The sequence below is a fragment of the Blautia sp. Marseille-P3201T genome, from assembly GCF_900120295.1.
GTDB lineage: Bacteria > Bacillota > Clostridia > Lachnospirales > Lachnospiraceae > Blautia.
In genome coordinates, this window is record NZ_LT635463.1 from 1 (window position 1) to 15,999 (window position 15,999).

The 15,999-nt window shown below is 33.7% G+C and carries 20 protein-coding genes; 3 read left to right on the forward strand and 17 right to left on the reverse strand.

The features are described from left to right. On the reverse strand, positions 1 to 1,100 hold a 1,100-nt coding region (locus BQ7352_RS00035), incomplete at its 3' end, for a CHAP domain-containing protein (RefSeq protein WP_143143360.1). Between the two features lie 112 nt (positions 1,101 to 1,212). Beyond that, the gene (locus BQ7352_RS00040; RefSeq protein ID WP_072445814.1) at positions 1,213 to 1,986 is read right to left on the reverse strand and encodes a hypothetical protein; all 774 of its coding nucleotides are present in this window, start codon (positions 1,984 to 1,986) and stop codon (positions 1,213 to 1,215) included. A 205-nt stretch (positions 1,987 to 2,191) separates the two neighbouring features. Here BQ7352_RS00040 and BQ7352_RS00045 point away from each other — a divergent pair, with 205 nt between their 5' ends. Continuing rightward, positions 2,192 to 2,410, forward strand: coding sequence for a hypothetical protein (locus BQ7352_RS00045; RefSeq protein WP_072445816.1), 219 nt, complete (start codon positions 2,192 to 2,194; stop codon positions 2,408 to 2,410). 87 nt (positions 2,411 to 2,497) lie between these two features. On the opposite strand, the gene BQ7352_RS00050 is transcribed toward BQ7352_RS00045, so the two are convergent. Together BQ7352_RS00050 and BQ7352_RS00055 are read right to left on the reverse strand one after the other, a co-directional pair. After that, complete coding sequence (locus tag BQ7352_RS00050; RefSeq protein ID WP_072445818.1) at positions 2,498 to 3,025, reverse strand: sigma-70 RNA polymerase sigma factor region 4 domain-containing protein; 528 nt, start codon at positions 3,023 to 3,025, stop codon at positions 2,498 to 2,500. A 185-nt stretch (positions 3,026 to 3,210) separates the two neighbouring features. After that, positions 3,211 to 3,747 carry a hypothetical protein gene (locus tag BQ7352_RS00055; RefSeq protein WP_072445820.1) on the reverse strand — a complete coding sequence of 179 codons (537 nt, stop codon included), beginning with the start codon at positions 3,745 to 3,747 and terminating at the stop codon, positions 3,211 to 3,213. A 157-nt stretch (positions 3,748 to 3,904) separates the two neighbouring features. Here BQ7352_RS00055 and BQ7352_RS00060 point away from each other — a divergent pair, with 157 nt between their 5' ends. After that, positions 3,905 to 6,343 (forward strand): glycoside hydrolase domain-containing protein, encoded by a 2,439-nt coding sequence (locus tag BQ7352_RS00060; protein WP_072445822.1) that lies wholly within the window; start codon positions 3,905 to 3,907, stop codon positions 6,341 to 6,343. Between the two features lie 15 nt (positions 6,344 to 6,358). After that, positions 6,359 to 6,754 carry a hypothetical protein gene (locus BQ7352_RS00065; RefSeq protein ID WP_072445824.1) on the forward strand — a complete coding sequence of 132 codons (396 nt, stop codon included), beginning with the start codon at positions 6,359 to 6,361 and terminating at the stop codon, positions 6,752 to 6,754. A gap of 69 nt (positions 6,755 to 6,823) precedes the next feature. Here the strand turns inward: BQ7352_RS00065 and BQ7352_RS00070 are convergent, their stop codons facing one another. From BQ7352_RS00070 to BQ7352_RS00130, 13 genes are all read right to left on the reverse strand, one after another. Next, positions 6,824 to 7,513, reverse strand: coding sequence for a recombinase family protein (locus tag BQ7352_RS00070; RefSeq protein ID WP_072445826.1), 690 nt, complete (start codon positions 7,511 to 7,513; stop codon positions 6,824 to 6,826). Between the two features lie 160 nt (positions 7,514 to 7,673). Further along, entirely contained in the window at positions 7,674 to 8,207 is a 534-nt protein-coding gene (locus tag BQ7352_RS00075) for a recombinase family protein (protein WP_242948486.1), read from the reverse strand. Positions 8,208 to 8,388: 181 nt separating this feature from the next. Beyond that, positions 8,389 to 8,835: a hypothetical protein gene (locus tag BQ7352_RS00080; RefSeq protein ID WP_143143361.1), complete on the reverse strand. Its 447-nt coding sequence runs from the start codon at positions 8,833 to 8,835 to the stop codon at positions 8,389 to 8,391. Between the two features lie 203 nt (positions 8,836 to 9,038). Further along, positions 9,039 to 9,380, reverse strand: coding sequence for a hypothetical protein (locus BQ7352_RS00085; protein WP_072445832.1), 342 nt, complete (start codon positions 9,378 to 9,380; stop codon positions 9,039 to 9,041). A 13-nt stretch (positions 9,381 to 9,393) separates the two neighbouring features. Further along, positions 9,394 to 9,924: a hypothetical protein gene (locus BQ7352_RS00090; RefSeq protein WP_072445834.1), complete on the reverse strand. Its 531-nt coding sequence runs from the start codon at positions 9,922 to 9,924 to the stop codon at positions 9,394 to 9,396. A 17-nt stretch (positions 9,925 to 9,941) separates the two neighbouring features. Further along, positions 9,942 to 10,262, reverse strand: a complete 321-nt coding sequence (locus BQ7352_RS00095; protein WP_072445836.1) for a hypothetical protein — start codon at positions 10,260 to 10,262, stop codon at positions 9,942 to 9,944. 49 nt (positions 10,263 to 10,311) lie between these two features. Next, positions 10,312 to 11,208: a ParB/RepB/Spo0J family partition protein gene (locus BQ7352_RS00100; protein WP_159430621.1), complete on the reverse strand. Its 897-nt coding sequence runs from the start codon at positions 11,206 to 11,208 to the stop codon at positions 10,312 to 10,314. Positions 11,209 to 11,373: 165 nt separating this feature from the next. After that, positions 11,374 to 12,459 carry an AAA family ATPase gene (locus BQ7352_RS00105; RefSeq protein ID WP_072445840.1) on the reverse strand — a complete coding sequence of 362 codons (1,086 nt, stop codon included), beginning with the start codon at positions 12,457 to 12,459 and terminating at the stop codon, positions 11,374 to 11,376. A 199-nt stretch (positions 12,460 to 12,658) separates the two neighbouring features. Further along, positions 12,659 to 14,131 (reverse strand): MobP2 family relaxase, encoded by a 1,473-nt coding sequence (gene mobP2 / locus BQ7352_RS00110; protein ID WP_072445842.1) that lies wholly within the window; start codon positions 14,129 to 14,131, stop codon positions 12,659 to 12,661. A 39-nt stretch (positions 14,132 to 14,170) separates the two neighbouring features. Then, positions 14,171 to 14,623: a hypothetical protein gene (locus BQ7352_RS00115; protein WP_143143362.1), complete on the reverse strand. Its 453-nt coding sequence runs from the start codon at positions 14,621 to 14,623 to the stop codon at positions 14,171 to 14,173. Beyond that, complete coding sequence (locus BQ7352_RS00120) at positions 14,601 to 14,876, reverse strand: hypothetical protein (RefSeq protein ID WP_072445846.1); 276 nt, start codon at positions 14,874 to 14,876, stop codon at positions 14,601 to 14,603. The genes BQ7352_RS00115 and BQ7352_RS00120 overlap by 23 nt, the downstream gene beginning before the upstream one ends. A 329-nt stretch (positions 14,877 to 15,205) precedes the next feature. Beyond that, positions 15,206 to 15,538 carry a hypothetical protein gene (locus BQ7352_RS00125; protein ID WP_072445848.1) on the reverse strand — a complete coding sequence of 111 codons (333 nt, stop codon included), beginning with the start codon at positions 15,536 to 15,538 and terminating at the stop codon, positions 15,206 to 15,208. A 132-nt stretch (positions 15,539 to 15,670) separates the two neighbouring features. Further along, a complete protein-coding gene (locus BQ7352_RS00130; protein ID WP_072445850.1) occupies positions 15,671 to 15,943 on the reverse strand; it encodes a hypothetical protein in 273 nt (90 codons plus the stop codon). Positions 15,944 to 15,999 lie beyond the last annotated feature (56 nt).

The window sequence follows — 15,999 nt, forward strand, 5'->3', positions numbered from 1 at the left end:
CCCGCCATTTTACTGTTATAATATTTTTTCTGGTAAACGCCATCTCCGTTATCAATGATGCCTGTGTTAGGACCAGTATTACCTTCGATTGTAACAAATAAATCGCCCTGCACATCAATAACTAATCCTGTATGACTAAATGTTTTTCCATTCCAGAACATTACAACATCACCTACTGCAGGATTTGCATGATGGGTAAATCGACTCGCTAAGTCAGGCACATACACATAGGGATAGTGTTTCAAAAGTTCATCTGCTTTTGCTTTTCCGAAAGCCTGTACAAAAACCCACGTAACAAAACAGGCACACCAAGGAGATTTCTGCCATTCAGGTCTAATATCTCTCCAATATTTTGTATAATTGCCATCACCTGCATTACCTGTTTTGCTATCTAAATCATAATTTGATTTCTTTTCTAAATATCCAACTTCATCCTGCGCAACTTTAATGGCTGCCTGAATGGCAGCTTCAGGTGTAACAACAAAATTACTGATATATTTTTTTAAGGACTCATATACCATTTTTTGCCGGCTTTTATACGCCCCTACCTGATTTCCTGTATCCGTTTTACATGCAGCATATAAATGGTCAAGTGTATACGGTGTTTCCGTTTTTGCTAAAATTCTTGTTACTGCTCCTAAACCACCCTGATGTCTGAAATTTGCGCACATCATTTTAGCATCCATATCCGTCACTCCCAGATTTGCAGCCTCCTGTACATAAGCTTCCATCTGTTCATCTACTAATAAATCCTGACACTGATGCCCTACTTCACTGTCAATAATTCGAACAATACATTTTGCTTTTGCTGAGTCTTTTGAAACCTGATATGTTGCCCAGTTTTTTGTATCCAAATCGTTACCAATACCCGCAGTATCTAATTCTGCAAATAAAGAAGGATTTTTCTGACGAATATTCTTTAAAAGACGCTGGGCTTCTGTCGCATACCACTGACCTGCACCAATAGTAATTGCTTTTTCGTTGCTTGTATTTGCATAAGCTTCCGTAAAATCAGCATAATCTTTATTTCCATAAACTTGTCCGCCAGTTTCTACTGCGTAAATAATATTTCGCATTACCTCTTTTTCGTAATCTGTCATGTTTCTTACCTCTTAATTTTTTATTTGAATTAGCTAACTCACTAATTAAAAAGAGCTTTAAGAGAATTTTGTAAACATGACTTTTTAAACATTTTGCGTAATAGTTTTATATCTACGGAACAATACAACTAACGGAGAGTGCATAATATGTATTTTCTTTCATATAGTATGTAACAGTGATCAAAGAATTCACACTTGCTTCTTGTGGCATACTGGCTTTTGACACATTAAAGACAATACTTTCTCCATTATTATCCCCTTCGTCAACATGTATTTTTATTGTTTCATCTGTAAGTTCCTGTATCTGTCCGGAAGAAACATACACGATCATTTCTTTTTCATCATTATCCGTAGAAATTTTTGTTACAATGTTTCTCCCTTTTTCCTCATAATAAGTAATAGAAACTGTTAATCCTGTTCTAATTCTGCATTCCCTATCTTCCAGATAACCTGATGTTGGAATAACTTCTTTTTCTGCATTTGTAATATCAAATTCCACTCCACGATCAAGACCTTCTTCCGGATAATTTCTTCCTCCCGAATTTTCTAAATCTACAATAATAATATTCCCCTCTGTTTCCAAAACATATCCCTCTACTACCTTTTCCTGCTTAATGGTATTGTCAGCGTTTTCTTCCATTTGATTTTGTGTCCCAATTTCTTGTTCGACGTTATTACTACTGCCTTCTCCTATTTCATTCTTTACATAATCTCCTTGCAATACTTCTTCCCCTGTTTTTTCTTCTTCGACCACATCTTTATCGCTCTGAATTATTTCTGAAGTCTCTTTATCCTTCTTTTCCTCTGTTTTTGTAAGCGTACATCCTCCCAGCAAACAAGTTATCATAAAAAAATTCACTGCTACAAATAACGGTTTTTTCATCATCTTATCCACCTTTCCATAAAATACCTTATAAAAATCAAATACTCAATTCCTAGAATAATTATAACATACTATCTATTTTTTTAATATTGTCATTCATATAAATCAACTATACTGATCTTCTCTTAAATAATTTAGTTTACAATTCTCCTACTTTATTCTTTTTTCTAATTATATTGGACGCTATGTATAAAAAGGAGATGAAAATATGAATTTGAATACTTATCTAAAACGCTTTAAAAATCCATCCACCATTATCGGTATTTCCGGTTATATTCTTACAATTCTTTCTACTATGGGCGTAGAAATAAATAATGGTGCTGTAATGACAATTATACAATGCTTATGCGGCATCGCTGTATTATTGGGAATATTAAATAATCCTGAAACATCCGGATTAGATTTTCCAGTATTACCAAAAAAATAAATATTCCATTTAGCGTCCAATTAGGAGCTGCTATCCCAAAAATTCGCAGCTCCTTTTTTCTCAAATTAAACCACATAGTAAAACCTATTATGTATATTTTTTAAATTCCTCCAGTAATTTTTTCTTTTCTTGATTTACATACTGCCTAGAAACTCCTAAAATCCGGCTAATTTCTGCACTATTCATATTTGCTACTATGTACAACATCATAATCAGCCATTTCTTATAGTTTCGCTTTTTCAATTTTTCCATACTACATTTGAATTCAATATTTGACAATTCCTGTTCATGCTTCGGATCAGAAAGAAGATATTCATATTCCGCTATATCCATTTCTTGCATTTTCTTATAATTTTCTGCCAATAAGCGGCTAAAATGGTGTTCCACAGCTTTTTCCATATAACGCAAATATTCCGGATCACTCCTTCCAACTTCCATTGCTTTTATGCATTGCAGTAAAATTATATAATATTCCTGCATCGCATCTTCTCTTTCCATAAAATAAGTTTTACCTGCATATTTCTTTATAAGCGGTGTCATCATCGTGATAATTTCTTCTAATACTTCCTTATTTCCTAATTTACATTGTGCAATTTTATCACTAAGTTTGTCCATATTATCCCCCCTAGGGATAACTAGACAAAACTTTATTTAATGTAAACCAAATCTTAAAATTTTTTTATTTTCAAGTAAATGTCATGTCCTTCTATATCTTAATCCGAATGAACAATGTCTAAAATTATCTTATAGCCACAGAAAAATTTTAAAAAGGGCGAAATTTCGCCCTTTTTTTCAAAACATTATCCAATTGCTCCGATAAATGAACAATCTTTTCCCATTGTTGAACCTTTATCTAATCCCGCATCAATAAAGGCTGAACCCACATCTGCATAAATTCCTTCTTCTGCCTCAAACGCATAAATGTTCATCAACCCCGGATTTGATTGCCCACAAGCTGCATCTCTGTCTGTAAGAATAATATATCCAGCCGGAAGTGTACCCATATAACCGCCTTGAGCGCTATAATAGTTTTCATCACGGCGTAATTTGAATGCATAATAGGTGTCCCCTTTCCAAATCACCTCTTTATAGCATACCTCTGGCAATAATGTTAAGCATCCTGTACCACTTGGACCTGCCAACCAACCATGAGTAGGAACTCCTTCACTGTTTCTGAAATAAATACGCTGGTAGTCTGTACCACTGTGATTTCCTTCCCAGCCTCCTACCCATGCAAAAATCTCGTTTGGGTATAACTTTCCAATAACATCTGTTCCACCATTTGATCTTGTAATATTCCATACCTGATTACTTCTGTTTACACAATAATTTCCCATTTTATAATTCTCCTTTTCTATTATTGATTTGCAAATCTACTTTACTAAATATCAAAAAAATATTTTTTGTAAATATCATTTTTTATCAATTCAAGGTTTACATTATAAATTTCGCTATGTATTTACTATATATAAAAATATGAAAGGAGATTTTATTATGGATCAAATGGTATTAGAAACACAAAAATGGCTCAATAACACTTATAATGGCATAGAAGGTTTTGAGCCTTTTACCGACAATGAACTGGATGGTGTAACAGGGCGGGGAACATTTAAAAGACTTATAGAAGCCTTACAGATTGAAGCTAACAAGCAATATGGTGCATCTCTTGTTGTAGATGGAGATTTTGGTAAAGGCACTCTGGAAGCTCTTCCGGATATTGTCTCAGTATTTGGAGTAAAAAATAACATCCATTATATCATTCAGGGCTCTTTATGGTGTAAAGGTTATCCAGCCGGCACTTTAGATGGTATTTACGGAGAAGCAAGTCAGAAAGGTGTCAAAGAATTTCAAAGTGATGCAGGAATTGCAAATGATGGAATTGTTCGCCCATATATACTGCAAGGAATTATGAATACAGACGGTTATAAATATATCGGAAATGTAGGAACAAACGAATACTATAAACATTTAGTTCAGCTCGGAATGAATACAAACTATGGAAATAAAGTAGGATTAACAGCTCCAAATGGGGAATGGGAAAGAAAATCCCATCAAAATTATATTAAATGTTGCCAGATTGAATGGGGATGCACACCTGTTGATGGTATTTGGGGAACTGGAACTATGAATAGTGCTCCTACTCTCTCCCAAAGTACATCTGGATATAGTAATTCCAAAAGGTTATTAACATGGGGATTAACAATCAACGGATTTTACCCCGGTCACTTAACTGGTGTTTTCGATAACCAAGTTTACAACGCTGTTTACAAATTTCAAGACTTTTTACGTTTAGGAGCTGATGGCATTGCTGGTAAAAATACATGGGCGTCCCTTTTAAGCAGTAGAGGTAACACAGCCCGCCCAGCTACTGCCTGTGACACAAGCACACGACTCACAGCCGAAACTGCAAAAGGCTTAAAGGCTGCTGGATATAGAGATATTGGAAGATACTTAACAAATGCTAAAACCGGAAATTTTGACAAAAAAATGACCAGCGAAGAATTAGAGATTATTGAGGCTGCTGGATTAAGAGTTTTCCCAATTTATCAGACATACGGCGGTGAAGCATCTTATTTTAATCGTTATCAAGGACAAAAAGATGGAGAAGAAGCAAAAAAAGCCGCACGAGAATTTGGTTTTCCACCATCTGCAACCATTTATTTTGCTGTCGATTACGATGCTTTGATGGATGATATTGCTTCTCATATTATCCCCTATTTTCAAGGAATTAACGAAGTCATTACTGGATGTTTTCACCCCGGAGTATATGGTCCTAGAGCTGTATGTAATAGATTAAAAGTATATGGCTTAGCTGAAAAAAGCTTTGTAGCTAATATGTCGAGCGGTTTTACCGGAAATATCGGGCAAATTATGCCATCAAATTGGGCATACGATCAATTCTACGAAACAACTGCCGCCGGAATAGGAATTGATAAAAATATTGCTTCTCCTATATGTACTGCTATCTCACCTGCTGATTTTGTCTCCTATGATATTCCTAGTGAACCCGAAATTTCACAAAATTTTCAGGTATTCAAAAAAATATATGATCTGGCGTGGGAGTTCCTTGAGTCTATTTCAATGCCTACTGTTGGAATATACCCAAGCGTCTTTAATGCCAATGCAATGGCTCTACAATATTTAAGAACATCTGGATATAGTAATTCTAGTAGTAGATTAAATTTAAGCGGTATAGCATGGGACTTTATAGCTGGTCCTCGTGATCCAGAATTTGTTAAACTTGTAGAAAAAACTTATAGCGATATTGTACCAGAAGATATTTCTATTATCGATCCGTTAACTGGAACCTCTATTTCTTTCCCGCATTATGCAGCAACCTTAAATGCATGTATTGTTGGCACAGCCGGGTTAAATTTTGAATTCTTAGAAAGAGATGTCGATGCGTTTTCAGGATGGGCTGGCGATTTAATGCAGATGGCTGCTGTCTTGCAAATTTCTGCTGATATGGGGTATAATTATTTTAATATAAGCGACCTCCAAAATATTATTGGAGCTCCACCTTTAAGTCTGCAGGACTATCATCTGTTTTTTAAAAATGCAAATGGCGATATTGTAGAAATGGAAACAAAAGATGCTGGTTTTAGTAGAGAAGACTTCTATCAGGATATTGATGCCTACAATATTTCTAAAATTTATGACTTATCCAGTGTAAAACTGCATATTGCTCTAAATGATTACTATAACATCTCCAAACATTATAAAAAAAGATTTAGCATCTTCAAGAACAAACTTTTAGAGCAATATGAAGGAAAAACACTGTATCAAATCATTGCAAAATTTTCTAAAGAAGATCTTGGTCCATTATCTAAATTTTTTGAGCACGCATTTGGCAACTTTAATTCAGATATATACGGAGAAATTTTAGCTCAGGCTTATGAAGAAAAAATAAGTGTTTTAGCTGAAGCTTTATAAAAAAGGAGGATAACCATGTTAAAAAAGTTAAAAGGACTATTTGCATTTGCCATTTATGGTTTTCTTATTATTTATATGTTTTATTATATAGACAGTAGCGAAAAAAACTCACCTGCTATTTTTCTGTATGTGTTCTTTTTTTTGGGTGGCTCTGGTATAATCAATTTTTTCTCTGGAAGGCTTATTCAAAAACTTGGTAATATGAAAACATTTTTTGGAAGATTTCTCTATACGGTTGCTACCTGCCTTATAACTTTTTTAGCATGTTATCTTTTTTCAAATCATTTCGGTTATACGTGGAATATTGGAGAAGCATTACACTCTGATACATATATCATAGTTATATTATCAACATTAGGATTTTTCATAGGCGAAATATATCAATATAAAAAAGACCATCTTAGTAAATAATAAAAGTTTTCTGCCAGTAGTAAATCACTACTGGCAGTTTTAAATACTGTATATTTTCAAAAATTACTTTTAATAATACATACTTGATTTTATCTGTGTTTTATATTTATAAAACGTATTTCTGGCAATCCCCAATATAGCGATTACCTCCTTATCCTTCAAATTCCCCTCAAAGCTTTTAGACATTTTTATTATTTTATCCTTCATTTCTATGGATTTTTTCGTTTCTACTGTGCAGCCTGTCACCCTGCCAATTTGTACACCGTCCATCTGAGCCCGAACCATCCCCTCCTTAATTCTTGTATGCAAATACTCTACTTCCTGTTCTGCATTTTGAAACGCAATTTCTATCTGTCTCTTTGCCACTATCATCAAATATCTGTCTACTGCTTCAAGAATGATATCTACATCTGTACCGGTTAATTGTATATTGCTGCGTAATGCTTTTTTAAACACATCTGTATTTAAGTGTTCTTCCTTCAGGAAGACAAGATTTACGTCTTGATAGAATAAGTCAATGTAACACTCAAACCCTTCTTCTGCTGTCCTGCTCATTCTACTTACTTCATCAAATACTATCGTGTCTCTTGGTTTCAGTCCTTTAATCAATTTATTCCAAACTGGTCGATCCATAGTCGTGCCGGTATATTTCTCTGAAAAAATTATAGCAGTAGGATATCTCTTTTTAATATTCGCAATCTGCCTTTCTACTTTCTGTTTTGCGGTACTGACTCTTACATATCCATATATATGCTCCATAAAACATCTCCATTTAAACTCTAGGTTATTTTGATACTTTTTTTATATCACGAAGAAGCTCAAAAAGCAATACTTTTGATATTTTTTCAAAGAAGTTTATTTTGATACTTTTTTTCAAAAAAGTAAGGTGCTACAAATAGCACCTTACTTCAACCTCATATTATCCAATATATTCTTTTTCATATCTTCTGAAAGTAGCTGAACAAATTCCTGCCTGCTCACAAGCTTCTTTCCTACTCAATTTGCCCATTGCCACTTGTGTATATAAACTCTGAAACTCCTCCTTAGGAATTGCTTTTGGTCTTCCAAATTTTACTCCTTTTTCTTGTGCCAAGCGTATACCATCTGCCTGACTTTGACGTATATCCTCTCTTTGCGCCTGTGCTACGTAACTTAAAATTTGTAATACAAGATCCGTAATAAATTCCCCCAATAAATCTTTACTTCTTCTTGTATCTAATAACGGCATATCTAAAACAACAATCTCAACCTTCCTTTTTTTGGTTAGATAATACCACTGTTGAATAACTTCATCATAATTTCTTCCAAAGCGATCTATGGATTTTACAAAAACTACATCGCCCGGTTTTAATTTTCTTGACATCTTTTTATATTGTGGTCTATCAAAATTCTTTCCTGACTGCTTATCTAAATAGATATTTGTAATTAAAATTCTTTGTTTTAATAAGTCCACAATCTGTCTATCTTCATTCTGAGATTTTGAAGATACTCTCGCATATCCATAATTCACGTTCTGTTCCCTGCCTTTGTATGTTAATATATTTTTTGATAATCAAATACAACTCCAGAAACAGAGCTTTCTGGAAATCATAAAAGGTCATAGCGCAACCTGCACTATGACCTTTTATAAAACATTAAATATTATCAGGATACATATATACATTGCATTTTCCACATATCAAAGAACCCGTTTTTTTTGCCCTAGCTTTCATTCCACAAACAGGACATTTCATCTTGACAGGAAATGGTCGAATTGGCTTATTTTTTTCTTCTGTTCTCCTTAGTGCTCTATCTTTCCTTACCGCCTCTTTCACACGTTCCTCTTGCTGAAACTCTTTTTTAAAAAGTATTTTTATTTCCTCTCCTATACCTTTTGTTATATATCCTTTCGTAGGTTCGAAGGAAAAAAGAAGTCCTCGTTTCATTCCCTCTTGATAAAAAATCTTATTATGATATCTCATGTTGCGTGAAGTATCTTTCAGTCCATGTTCAAAACAAAAGATATGTATCATTTGGTGTAACATATTCATGACGATAGTTTCAAAATCATCTTCCAGTTTTTCCTCATGTACTGTAATCATATACTGCCCCTTATTTCCAAAAGGATTACACGCCCAATTTTTACACCTTGTATTAACACTTATATAAATTTGTGGTGTCAAAAATTGATTATAGAAAACATTCTCATTTAGAGTCCGGAAAAGAAATTGAAGCTCTCTCTTGGTGTTGTTATACATTCTCTCTTTCCTCCTTTTGGATGCAGTAAATTCTAACATTCAGTTTTTTAAGACAGCCCTAATAACTCCGCCTGAAGAACTGTATATTCCAACATCGCTTCCAAAAATACCGTTCCTATACTTGTCTTATAGTTCTTAGCAATCTTTTCTAACGCTTCTCTATCCTCTAGTGATAGATAAACTGGCTCTACTACCGGCTTACGAACGTATTCCGGATTGCTTTTTTGTCGTATCAATAACCTCTCGTTAATACTCGGGTTTTCTTGATCTAAATACTTCTGAATAGCTTTCCTATGATAAGCTGCTCTTGAAAGTCCCGTTTCATCTAAAATTTTATTCTCCATTTCTGCTAATTTTGCAGTAATGGAAAACGTTGTTCGTGTATTCATCCACATTCCGCTCCTACCATAAAATTTCTTTCTCCATTCGATGCGTTAAATATAATGTCATATCCCAAACACATAAGGTCGGCGCTTTTACCTTCTTGTCACGTTTTCTTCGAACTCTAATATTTGTATAATATTTTTTCTGTATCTCATCTTCAAATTCAAACGTAACAACTACTTCAGGATACATTCCCCATATCCAAGGATAAGCTTCAATATCTACCACACCACAAAAATTGTACTGTGTCTTATATTGCATTAAAGATGCGTAGCCATCTACTGCACGCCGTTTTAAAGCTATTGAACTAAATCTATGCAAACAGTAAAAAACCATCCATGTAGTAGTAATAAGCAGCACATTTCCTTTAACTATAAACAGCAGCAAAGCAGCACCAATTATTATTCCTAAAATTATCCATTCTACCTTATTATAATATTTCTCTCTATCTTCTGTTGCTCTAAATATTCCATAGTACCATTCTGTGGTATCTTCAGAAAGCTGCTTTACTTCAACCTCTCCGATTTTTTTCTTTGCTCTAAATTGCATTCTCACTCTCCTAAAAGTCAATCCCAAAAATCTATGGCTCTTGCCATCGTACTATCATTATACATTTCTTTGTACTTTTTACTCACCACGGAATTTCCATCTTTTTCAATTTCGTCTAATATTTTCATCAATTTTGAATATACTCTTTCTTCCATATCTTCTTGATAATTAGCCTCTAATAACACTTGATGTACCAAATCTCTTATTCCGTTAGGTCCTGAAAACTGAGAAATCAGTGAAAAACGGTCATCCTGATAGGCAATAAATGTATAGTTTACAAGCAAATCGAAAATTTCTGTTTTCAAATTTTTCTGTCCCACATAAAAATTTTCAATCATCTTCATCATTCCTTTCTTTATAAAGACCATTCGCCTTATACAGAAATCTCTACTGTAATATCTTTTTCAGTTTCTCAATACTTCTCAGATAAATTTCATAATTTTCTTCTTGAAGATATATATCCTTCTCTTTTAGTTTTTTCATAATAACGTTAATGTCCTTACGAAATTTTTTCCCAGATATTAAAATACCTTCTGGTTTTTCTTCTTTCTCTGTATTTTCTGAGTTTTCTTGTACCATCTGCTTTTCAGCTGAAGCTTTACTATCTTTTTCATTTTGGAATTTTAAAATATCAACTCTTTCAATTTTCTCACCCGGTTCTTTTTTTGCAGAAACCTCAGTAATGAATTTTTCCTGTTCTTTTTCCGGCATATCAGCAATTTTCTGAGCTGTCGATACTGTAACTTGATCGTCTAAAAGTGCTTGCACTAAAGCTTCTGAACCTCGATTTTCAACTTTTTGAAGCTGTGCTACTTTTGATGGTGAAATCTTCATATCCGCTGCTAAAAGCATTCTTGTTTTTATGCCGGTAAGTTCTCCTTTTTCACGTAAAGATGTGTAAATGGCTTGATACCCACGCATTTGTAACAGTAAGTCTCCATCTGTCTTATTTCTTTGTCCTGAATTTTCCGCAAGACGTACATAGTCTTCTTTTTCTTCATCTGTAAGTGGCAGCGTAATCAAATCCGGATTAAATATATGTACTTTTATTTTTCTATCTGAAGACCAAATACCTTCTTGAATTAAGTATCCCATAGCACGATATCTTCTCTCACCGGCAACAATTTCATAATCCTTATCTCCTACTTTTTTCAAAATCGGAGGATTTAATATACCTACATCTCTAATAAGCTCTGCGAGCTCTTTTATTTCTTCTTCCTTCATACTCCAATCGTTCTTATCTGTCGTATGTATTTGATCGTGAGTAACCTGAATTTCTTCCATTTCAGCAGATTTCATATTCATAGCTTCCATAAGCCCACTGCCAACCTTAATTGTTGAATTATCGTTTCCTTTATTTCCATAAATCGACTGTTGATTATTAAACTGTCTTCCCATTCCTTTTCTTAAAGCGTCTACATTTAATTTAGCCATTTATATCTTCCTCTCTTATCTTTCAGCTATTTTTGCTGGAATTGGTCTATATTTATCCCAAATGCCATCAGAAATCAGTTTTTCCTGCACTTTACATCTTTTCTTTCCATCTACAAGTAAATATTCCTTCCCTTGTTTTACCACTGTTATCGGTTCACAAATACCATTCTTCTTTATATCTTCCTGCAATTCTTGTTCTACCTCTGACTCTATTTGCTCAATTCCTATAATCTGTTCTAAGGTAAGGTAAACATTTCTTTCTTCATCATATTGCTTCAAGTATTCTTCTTTATTATCTGCCATAATAAACTCCGTCAAATGCAAATAATTTGTTGTCAACTTGCTAACTGTCTTCTTTTTATCCGCAATGAGAAGTGGCAAGTTCAAATAACTACCCTCTCCAATGAGTTTTGATTTATACATTTTAAATGGCAGCAACACTCCCGGAACCATCTCCTCCAATAGCTCATAAGCCATTTTGGGTACTCCTTGATTTTCCCAGCGTGTAAAAAAGCATCCTGAAATTTCTAATTTATCATTATAATCTTTAACCGTACGAATTAAATCCAGTGCATAAGCTACACCTTCTAAACTATCTCCATCTGTGGTCGTGGGTATATAAGCTTCATCACAGACTGCTAATCCGTTCACATTCGCAATCGAAACTGAAGGAGCACAGTCTATAATACAATAATCATATTCGCTTTCTATTTTTTTGATATGTCCTTTTAAACGGAACTGTGGTGGTACGGTTACATCTGCCTTAATCCGGTCCTGCACATCTCCTAATTGCAGATCAGACGGGATAATATCCAAGTTTTGATATACTGTTTTCCGGATACAATTATGAACGTCCATATTCCTATTTAACAATAAATCTGAAATTGAATTGTCTATGCTTCTAATATCGCCATGTAATTTGCGTTCCAGCCTTTCATATACATTGATGTTACTGAAACGTGCCGTTGTATTCGCTTGCGGATCAAGGTCTATCATTAAAACTCTTTTATTATACTGTGTTGCTAAAATATGTGCCACGGAAGTAACACTAGCTGTTTTAGCAACTCCTCCCTTAATATTCACAAATGCCACTGTCTTCATAATGTTCTCCTCTCTCATAAATAAACTTGTTTTTTAATTTATTACATTTATCATAAATCAATATTATAACACTTTTATTGTTTTGTCAATCAATTTTTTATTATTAAAAAATAAGGTGCTATTTATAGCACCCTATTTCTCAATCTATCCTTACCCCTATTTTTTAACAGAAAAAAAGTCTAGGTGCTACAAATAGCACCTAGACTGAAATTTCTCTTTGAGAGCTTCTTTCTCGTCTTTGTTCTTCCAAAACTCTCTCATATTCTCTTTGATTTTTATAGCTTTCATAACTATTATCTAATGCCCTTTTCAAACCATTTATAGCCCTTTGTGTATTATAACTTTTTCTTCGATGTATACTATTCTGTTTCCATTTATTATTCAACCTAACTGTTTCATATTTCTCTTTAGTATCTGTTGGTTCTTTTAAAGGTTCTGTTCTTTTTCCAAAATTCTGTTCTTCCGTTTTTTGCTTATGACTTGTCCCTCCTTTTTTGCTCTCTTTTTTCCCTGCTTCTTTTTCTTTATATTCAGAACTCACATCCTCTATCTTTTCTTCATGGTTTATAAAATCATTTTCTGAAGATACCAAATTTACATTTTCACCCTTTGAAAGATTTTCCATGTCAATTTTATTTTTATCGTATTCCCTAATCTCTTTCAAAATTGCGTTTCCCAATCTAGTATATAAATCTTCTATTTTCCCATCAAAATATGAAGACTTCGACTCCCCATAAGCTTCCCTATATAACGCATCTTGCTTCATCAACTTTTCTTTTAATTCTTCATAATCTTTTTTGTGGTATCTTTTAAGATACGCATTGCTTAGTGCATCAATTTCCCCTTTTAAATGAGACATTTTACTATTATTATAATTCCACAAGCTACGCTTACAATCCGGCATTTTCTCATATAAAGAGAAAAATGCTTTCGCCAATTCTTTATCTTGATGAAGTGCCGTTTCTCTTTTTCTCTGAACAATCGACTCTCGAATAACCCTGTTAATTTCAAGGTTTTGTTCCCTCGTATTTACAATTTCATTTACAACCGCACTCTTACAAGCTTCTATACTGGAAAGTTTAAATCTCCCTTTATATTCCATTTCACTTCCAACTTGCACCTGTTCAGTTTTCCCATTTTTTCTATATGTTTTATATACCGGATAAGATTTCTTTTCCCTCATTGGAATTGGTTCTACAATCGCTATATGAACGTGCAGATTATCCGTATTCAAATGAAAAGCTGCACTCCAAATGGCATTTTGCAAATTTTCTTTTTCTAACATTTCGTTGACTGATTTACGGATAATCCCTTGAAGTTTCTGTTCATTCTGAGCACTCAAATATCCATTCCACAACCCTTGTTTACGTAGCCATTCATTATCAAAACTAATAACCGTCTGCCACATCAATGACTGATTATCTTGTGCCATAGAAAATTGCTCTTTTAGCTCTTGTTTTTCTTTTTCAGATAATTTTGATTTATCCTGCGTAAATAACCCCGTTGTCTTGTAAGGATTACCCATATAGTCCTGATAGATATTATATTCATCAATATGTACATTACGAACCGCTTCATCTCTATCCATATAATTTATATATCCCTGAAACATCTGATTATCTGGCTTACAAAATTCAGTAACAACTACTACACCTGCTTTAATTTTTCCCATATCTTCCCCTTTTTTCTAATTAGGTGCTACAAATAGCACCTAATTTTTTATCATGCTATTTTTTCGTTTTTTCCTGTCTATTTCCTGTTTCTTTTTTCCTATTTTCTTTTTCAAATGTTCTTGTGAGTCAGATATTACCGGCGATGGAAATGTGTCTGTAAAAACACATGCCGCATAGTCTTTTTCAATAAGCATTGTGTTTAAAGCATCTAACATTACAGATACATTCTTATCGGTTGCTCTTACAGAAGAATATAATCGTTTCCAATAATCTTTATAAACCTCCGAAAAAACATTTAGTATCTGCTCTGCAACTCTCCTACTCTGAACTTCTTCATTTTGCATTTCTTTATAACTTCGAATTACATGACGCACCGCCTGCACCTGCGTCTTATATCCATGCTCCTGCATTACTCCCTGAAGAATGTCGATATCTTCCTGTTCCAGATTATAAACCTTCTGGATTTTCTTACTCGCCATTTTCTCGCTCAAAAATATTATCCTCCAATCTCTCCATTGTATGAACACACTGTTCCATTACCATATTATTTTCTTCTAATCTTTCCAGAAGAACGTTCACCAGATTTCCAAATTTATCTTCTGCAAACTGTACTTCTTTCTTTGTTGTTAATGTAAGAAAATAGTTACGCAGAAAAGCTTCTCTACTTAGCCCTTTGCTTGCTGCCATTTCATTTAATTTCAGTGCCACATCATCTGGCACATTCCTAACTTGTATTTTTACCATATTCTCACCTCATATTTTAAGGTGCTATTTATAGCACCTAAGCTACTTTGAGTGTAACATTTTATGGTAATCATTGCAATAATCATATATAAAAAATGCTTATATCTATATATAGTAAATTAAAATTGACGCCAAGGAAAACCCTAGGCTTTGCCTAGGCGGAACGCTTGCGTGACGTCAGTTTTCCCTTATGCTCTTTATATACTCTCGTCTTTATAAAGGCTGCGTTTTTTTAATTAACGTGATGGGGAAACTTCTTTATTTGTGAAAAATAAAAAAGAGTCTTTATATGCTACAATCTATAAAGGCTCTTTCTCAGTTCTCAACTGCTATGCAATTTGTTCTAATTTAATTTTAATCCTTCTCACATCTTCTTCAAGCGCATTTAGACGAATTAAAGCTAATTCTTCTTTATCCCTTACTTCCAACGCTTGATTAAGTTTTCTTGATAAATCAAGATGTCCTTCTGCAATAATCTTGATATTCCTATTCGTTACATTTTCTAATGTAAGCTGTATATTTAAAATATCCTCTTGCATCTTAGTCATCTTTTCTTCCATACCGGATATTTTACTTTCTATACCGGATATTTTCTCATTTGTCTTTTCCGCTGATTTTTCTAACAGCATTGCAATCTGTTCTAAATCTCTACTTTCTAACATTTCATACCTCCTACAAATTGTCAATTTTATTCGTCTGTGTTCTATTCTTATTTTTCTGTTATTCCCATTTCAAATCTGTGCTTTTAGTATATTGCACAGAATTTGAAACGTCAATGGAATATAATATAAATATTATTCTACCAAAAGCAGCTCCTCTCCTTTAGTAGCCACATCTGGTAAAAATGTCCCTAAGCTTGCAACGGGAATAAATAAATTATATCCCTCAAAGCTTTTGAAATGTGCCAGCATTTTATCATTTTCAATCAATACATATTCTCTCTTATCTGCATTGTTAAAATAAATGCTACCCAGTCGGTAATATTTTCTTGCTTCTGCAAGCGTTTCTTTTTCGATTTCCTTGATACTCCTTGTCAGTTCTCCTTTTGCATTTCTGTACCTTTTCATGATTTTTCCTCCTTGTATTTATTTTTAGATATACAAATTTGTCTAGCAAAACTGAT

What these genes read in the sequence shown, in the direction of transcription:
- BQ7352_RS00040 (WP_072445814.1), bottom strand. Translation starts at nt 1,986, where the DNA reads ATGATGAAAAAACCGTTATTTGTAGCAGTGAATTTTTTTATGATAACT.
- BQ7352_RS00045 (WP_072445816.1), top strand. Translation starts at nt 2,192, where the DNA reads ATGAATTTGAATACTTATCTAAAACGCTTTAAAAATCCATCCACCATT.
- BQ7352_RS00050 (WP_072445818.1), bottom strand. Translation starts at nt 3,025, where the DNA reads ATGGACAAACTTAGTGATAAAATTGCACAATGTAAATTAGGAAATAAG.
- BQ7352_RS00055 (WP_072445820.1), bottom strand. Translation starts at nt 3,747, where the DNA reads ATGGGAAATTATTGTGTAAACAGAAGTAATCAGGTATGGAATATTACA.
- BQ7352_RS00060 (WP_072445822.1), top strand. Translation starts at nt 3,905, where the DNA reads ATGGATCAAATGGTATTAGAAACACAAAAATGGCTCAATAACACTTAT.
- BQ7352_RS00065 (WP_072445824.1), top strand. Translation starts at nt 6,359, where the DNA reads ATGTTAAAAAAGTTAAAAGGACTATTTGCATTTGCCATTTATGGTTTT.
- BQ7352_RS00070 (WP_072445826.1), bottom strand. Translation starts at nt 7,513, where the DNA reads ATGGAGCATATATATGGATATGTAAGAGTCAGTACCGCAAAACAGAAA.
- BQ7352_RS00080 (WP_143143361.1), bottom strand. Translation starts at nt 8,835, where the DNA reads ATGATTACAGTACATGAGGAAAAACTGGAAGATGATTTTGAAACTATC.
- BQ7352_RS00085 (WP_072445832.1), bottom strand. Translation starts at nt 9,380, where the DNA reads ATGAATACACGAACAACGTTTTCCATTACTGCAAAATTAGCAGAAATG.
- BQ7352_RS00090 (WP_072445834.1), bottom strand. Translation starts at nt 9,924, where the DNA reads ATGCAATTTAGAGCAAAGAAAAAAATCGGAGAGGTTGAAGTAAAGCAG.
- BQ7352_RS00095 (WP_072445836.1), bottom strand. Translation starts at nt 10,262, where the DNA reads ATGATTGAAAATTTTTATGTGGGACAGAAAAATTTGAAAACAGAAATT.
- BQ7352_RS00100 (WP_159430621.1), bottom strand. Translation starts at nt 11,208, where the DNA reads ATGGAAGAAATTCAGGTTACTCACGATCAAATACATACGACAGATAAG.
- BQ7352_RS00105 (WP_072445840.1), bottom strand. Translation starts at nt 12,459, where the DNA reads ATGAAGACAGTGGCATTTGTGAATATTAAGGGAGGAGTTGCTAAAACA.
- mobP2 (WP_072445842.1), bottom strand. Translation starts at nt 14,131, where the DNA reads ATGGGAAAAATTAAAGCAGGTGTAGTAGTTGTTACTGAATTTTGTAAG.
- BQ7352_RS00120 (WP_072445846.1), bottom strand. Translation starts at nt 14,876, where the DNA reads ATGGTAAAAATACAAGTTAGGAATGTGCCAGATGATGTGGCACTGAAA.
- BQ7352_RS00125 (WP_072445848.1), bottom strand. Translation starts at nt 15,538, where the DNA reads ATGTTAGAAAGTAGAGATTTAGAACAGATTGCAATGCTGTTAGAAAAA.
- BQ7352_RS00130 (WP_072445850.1), bottom strand. Translation starts at nt 15,943, where the DNA reads ATGAAAAGGTACAGAAATGCAAAAGGAGAACTGACAAGGAGTATCAAG.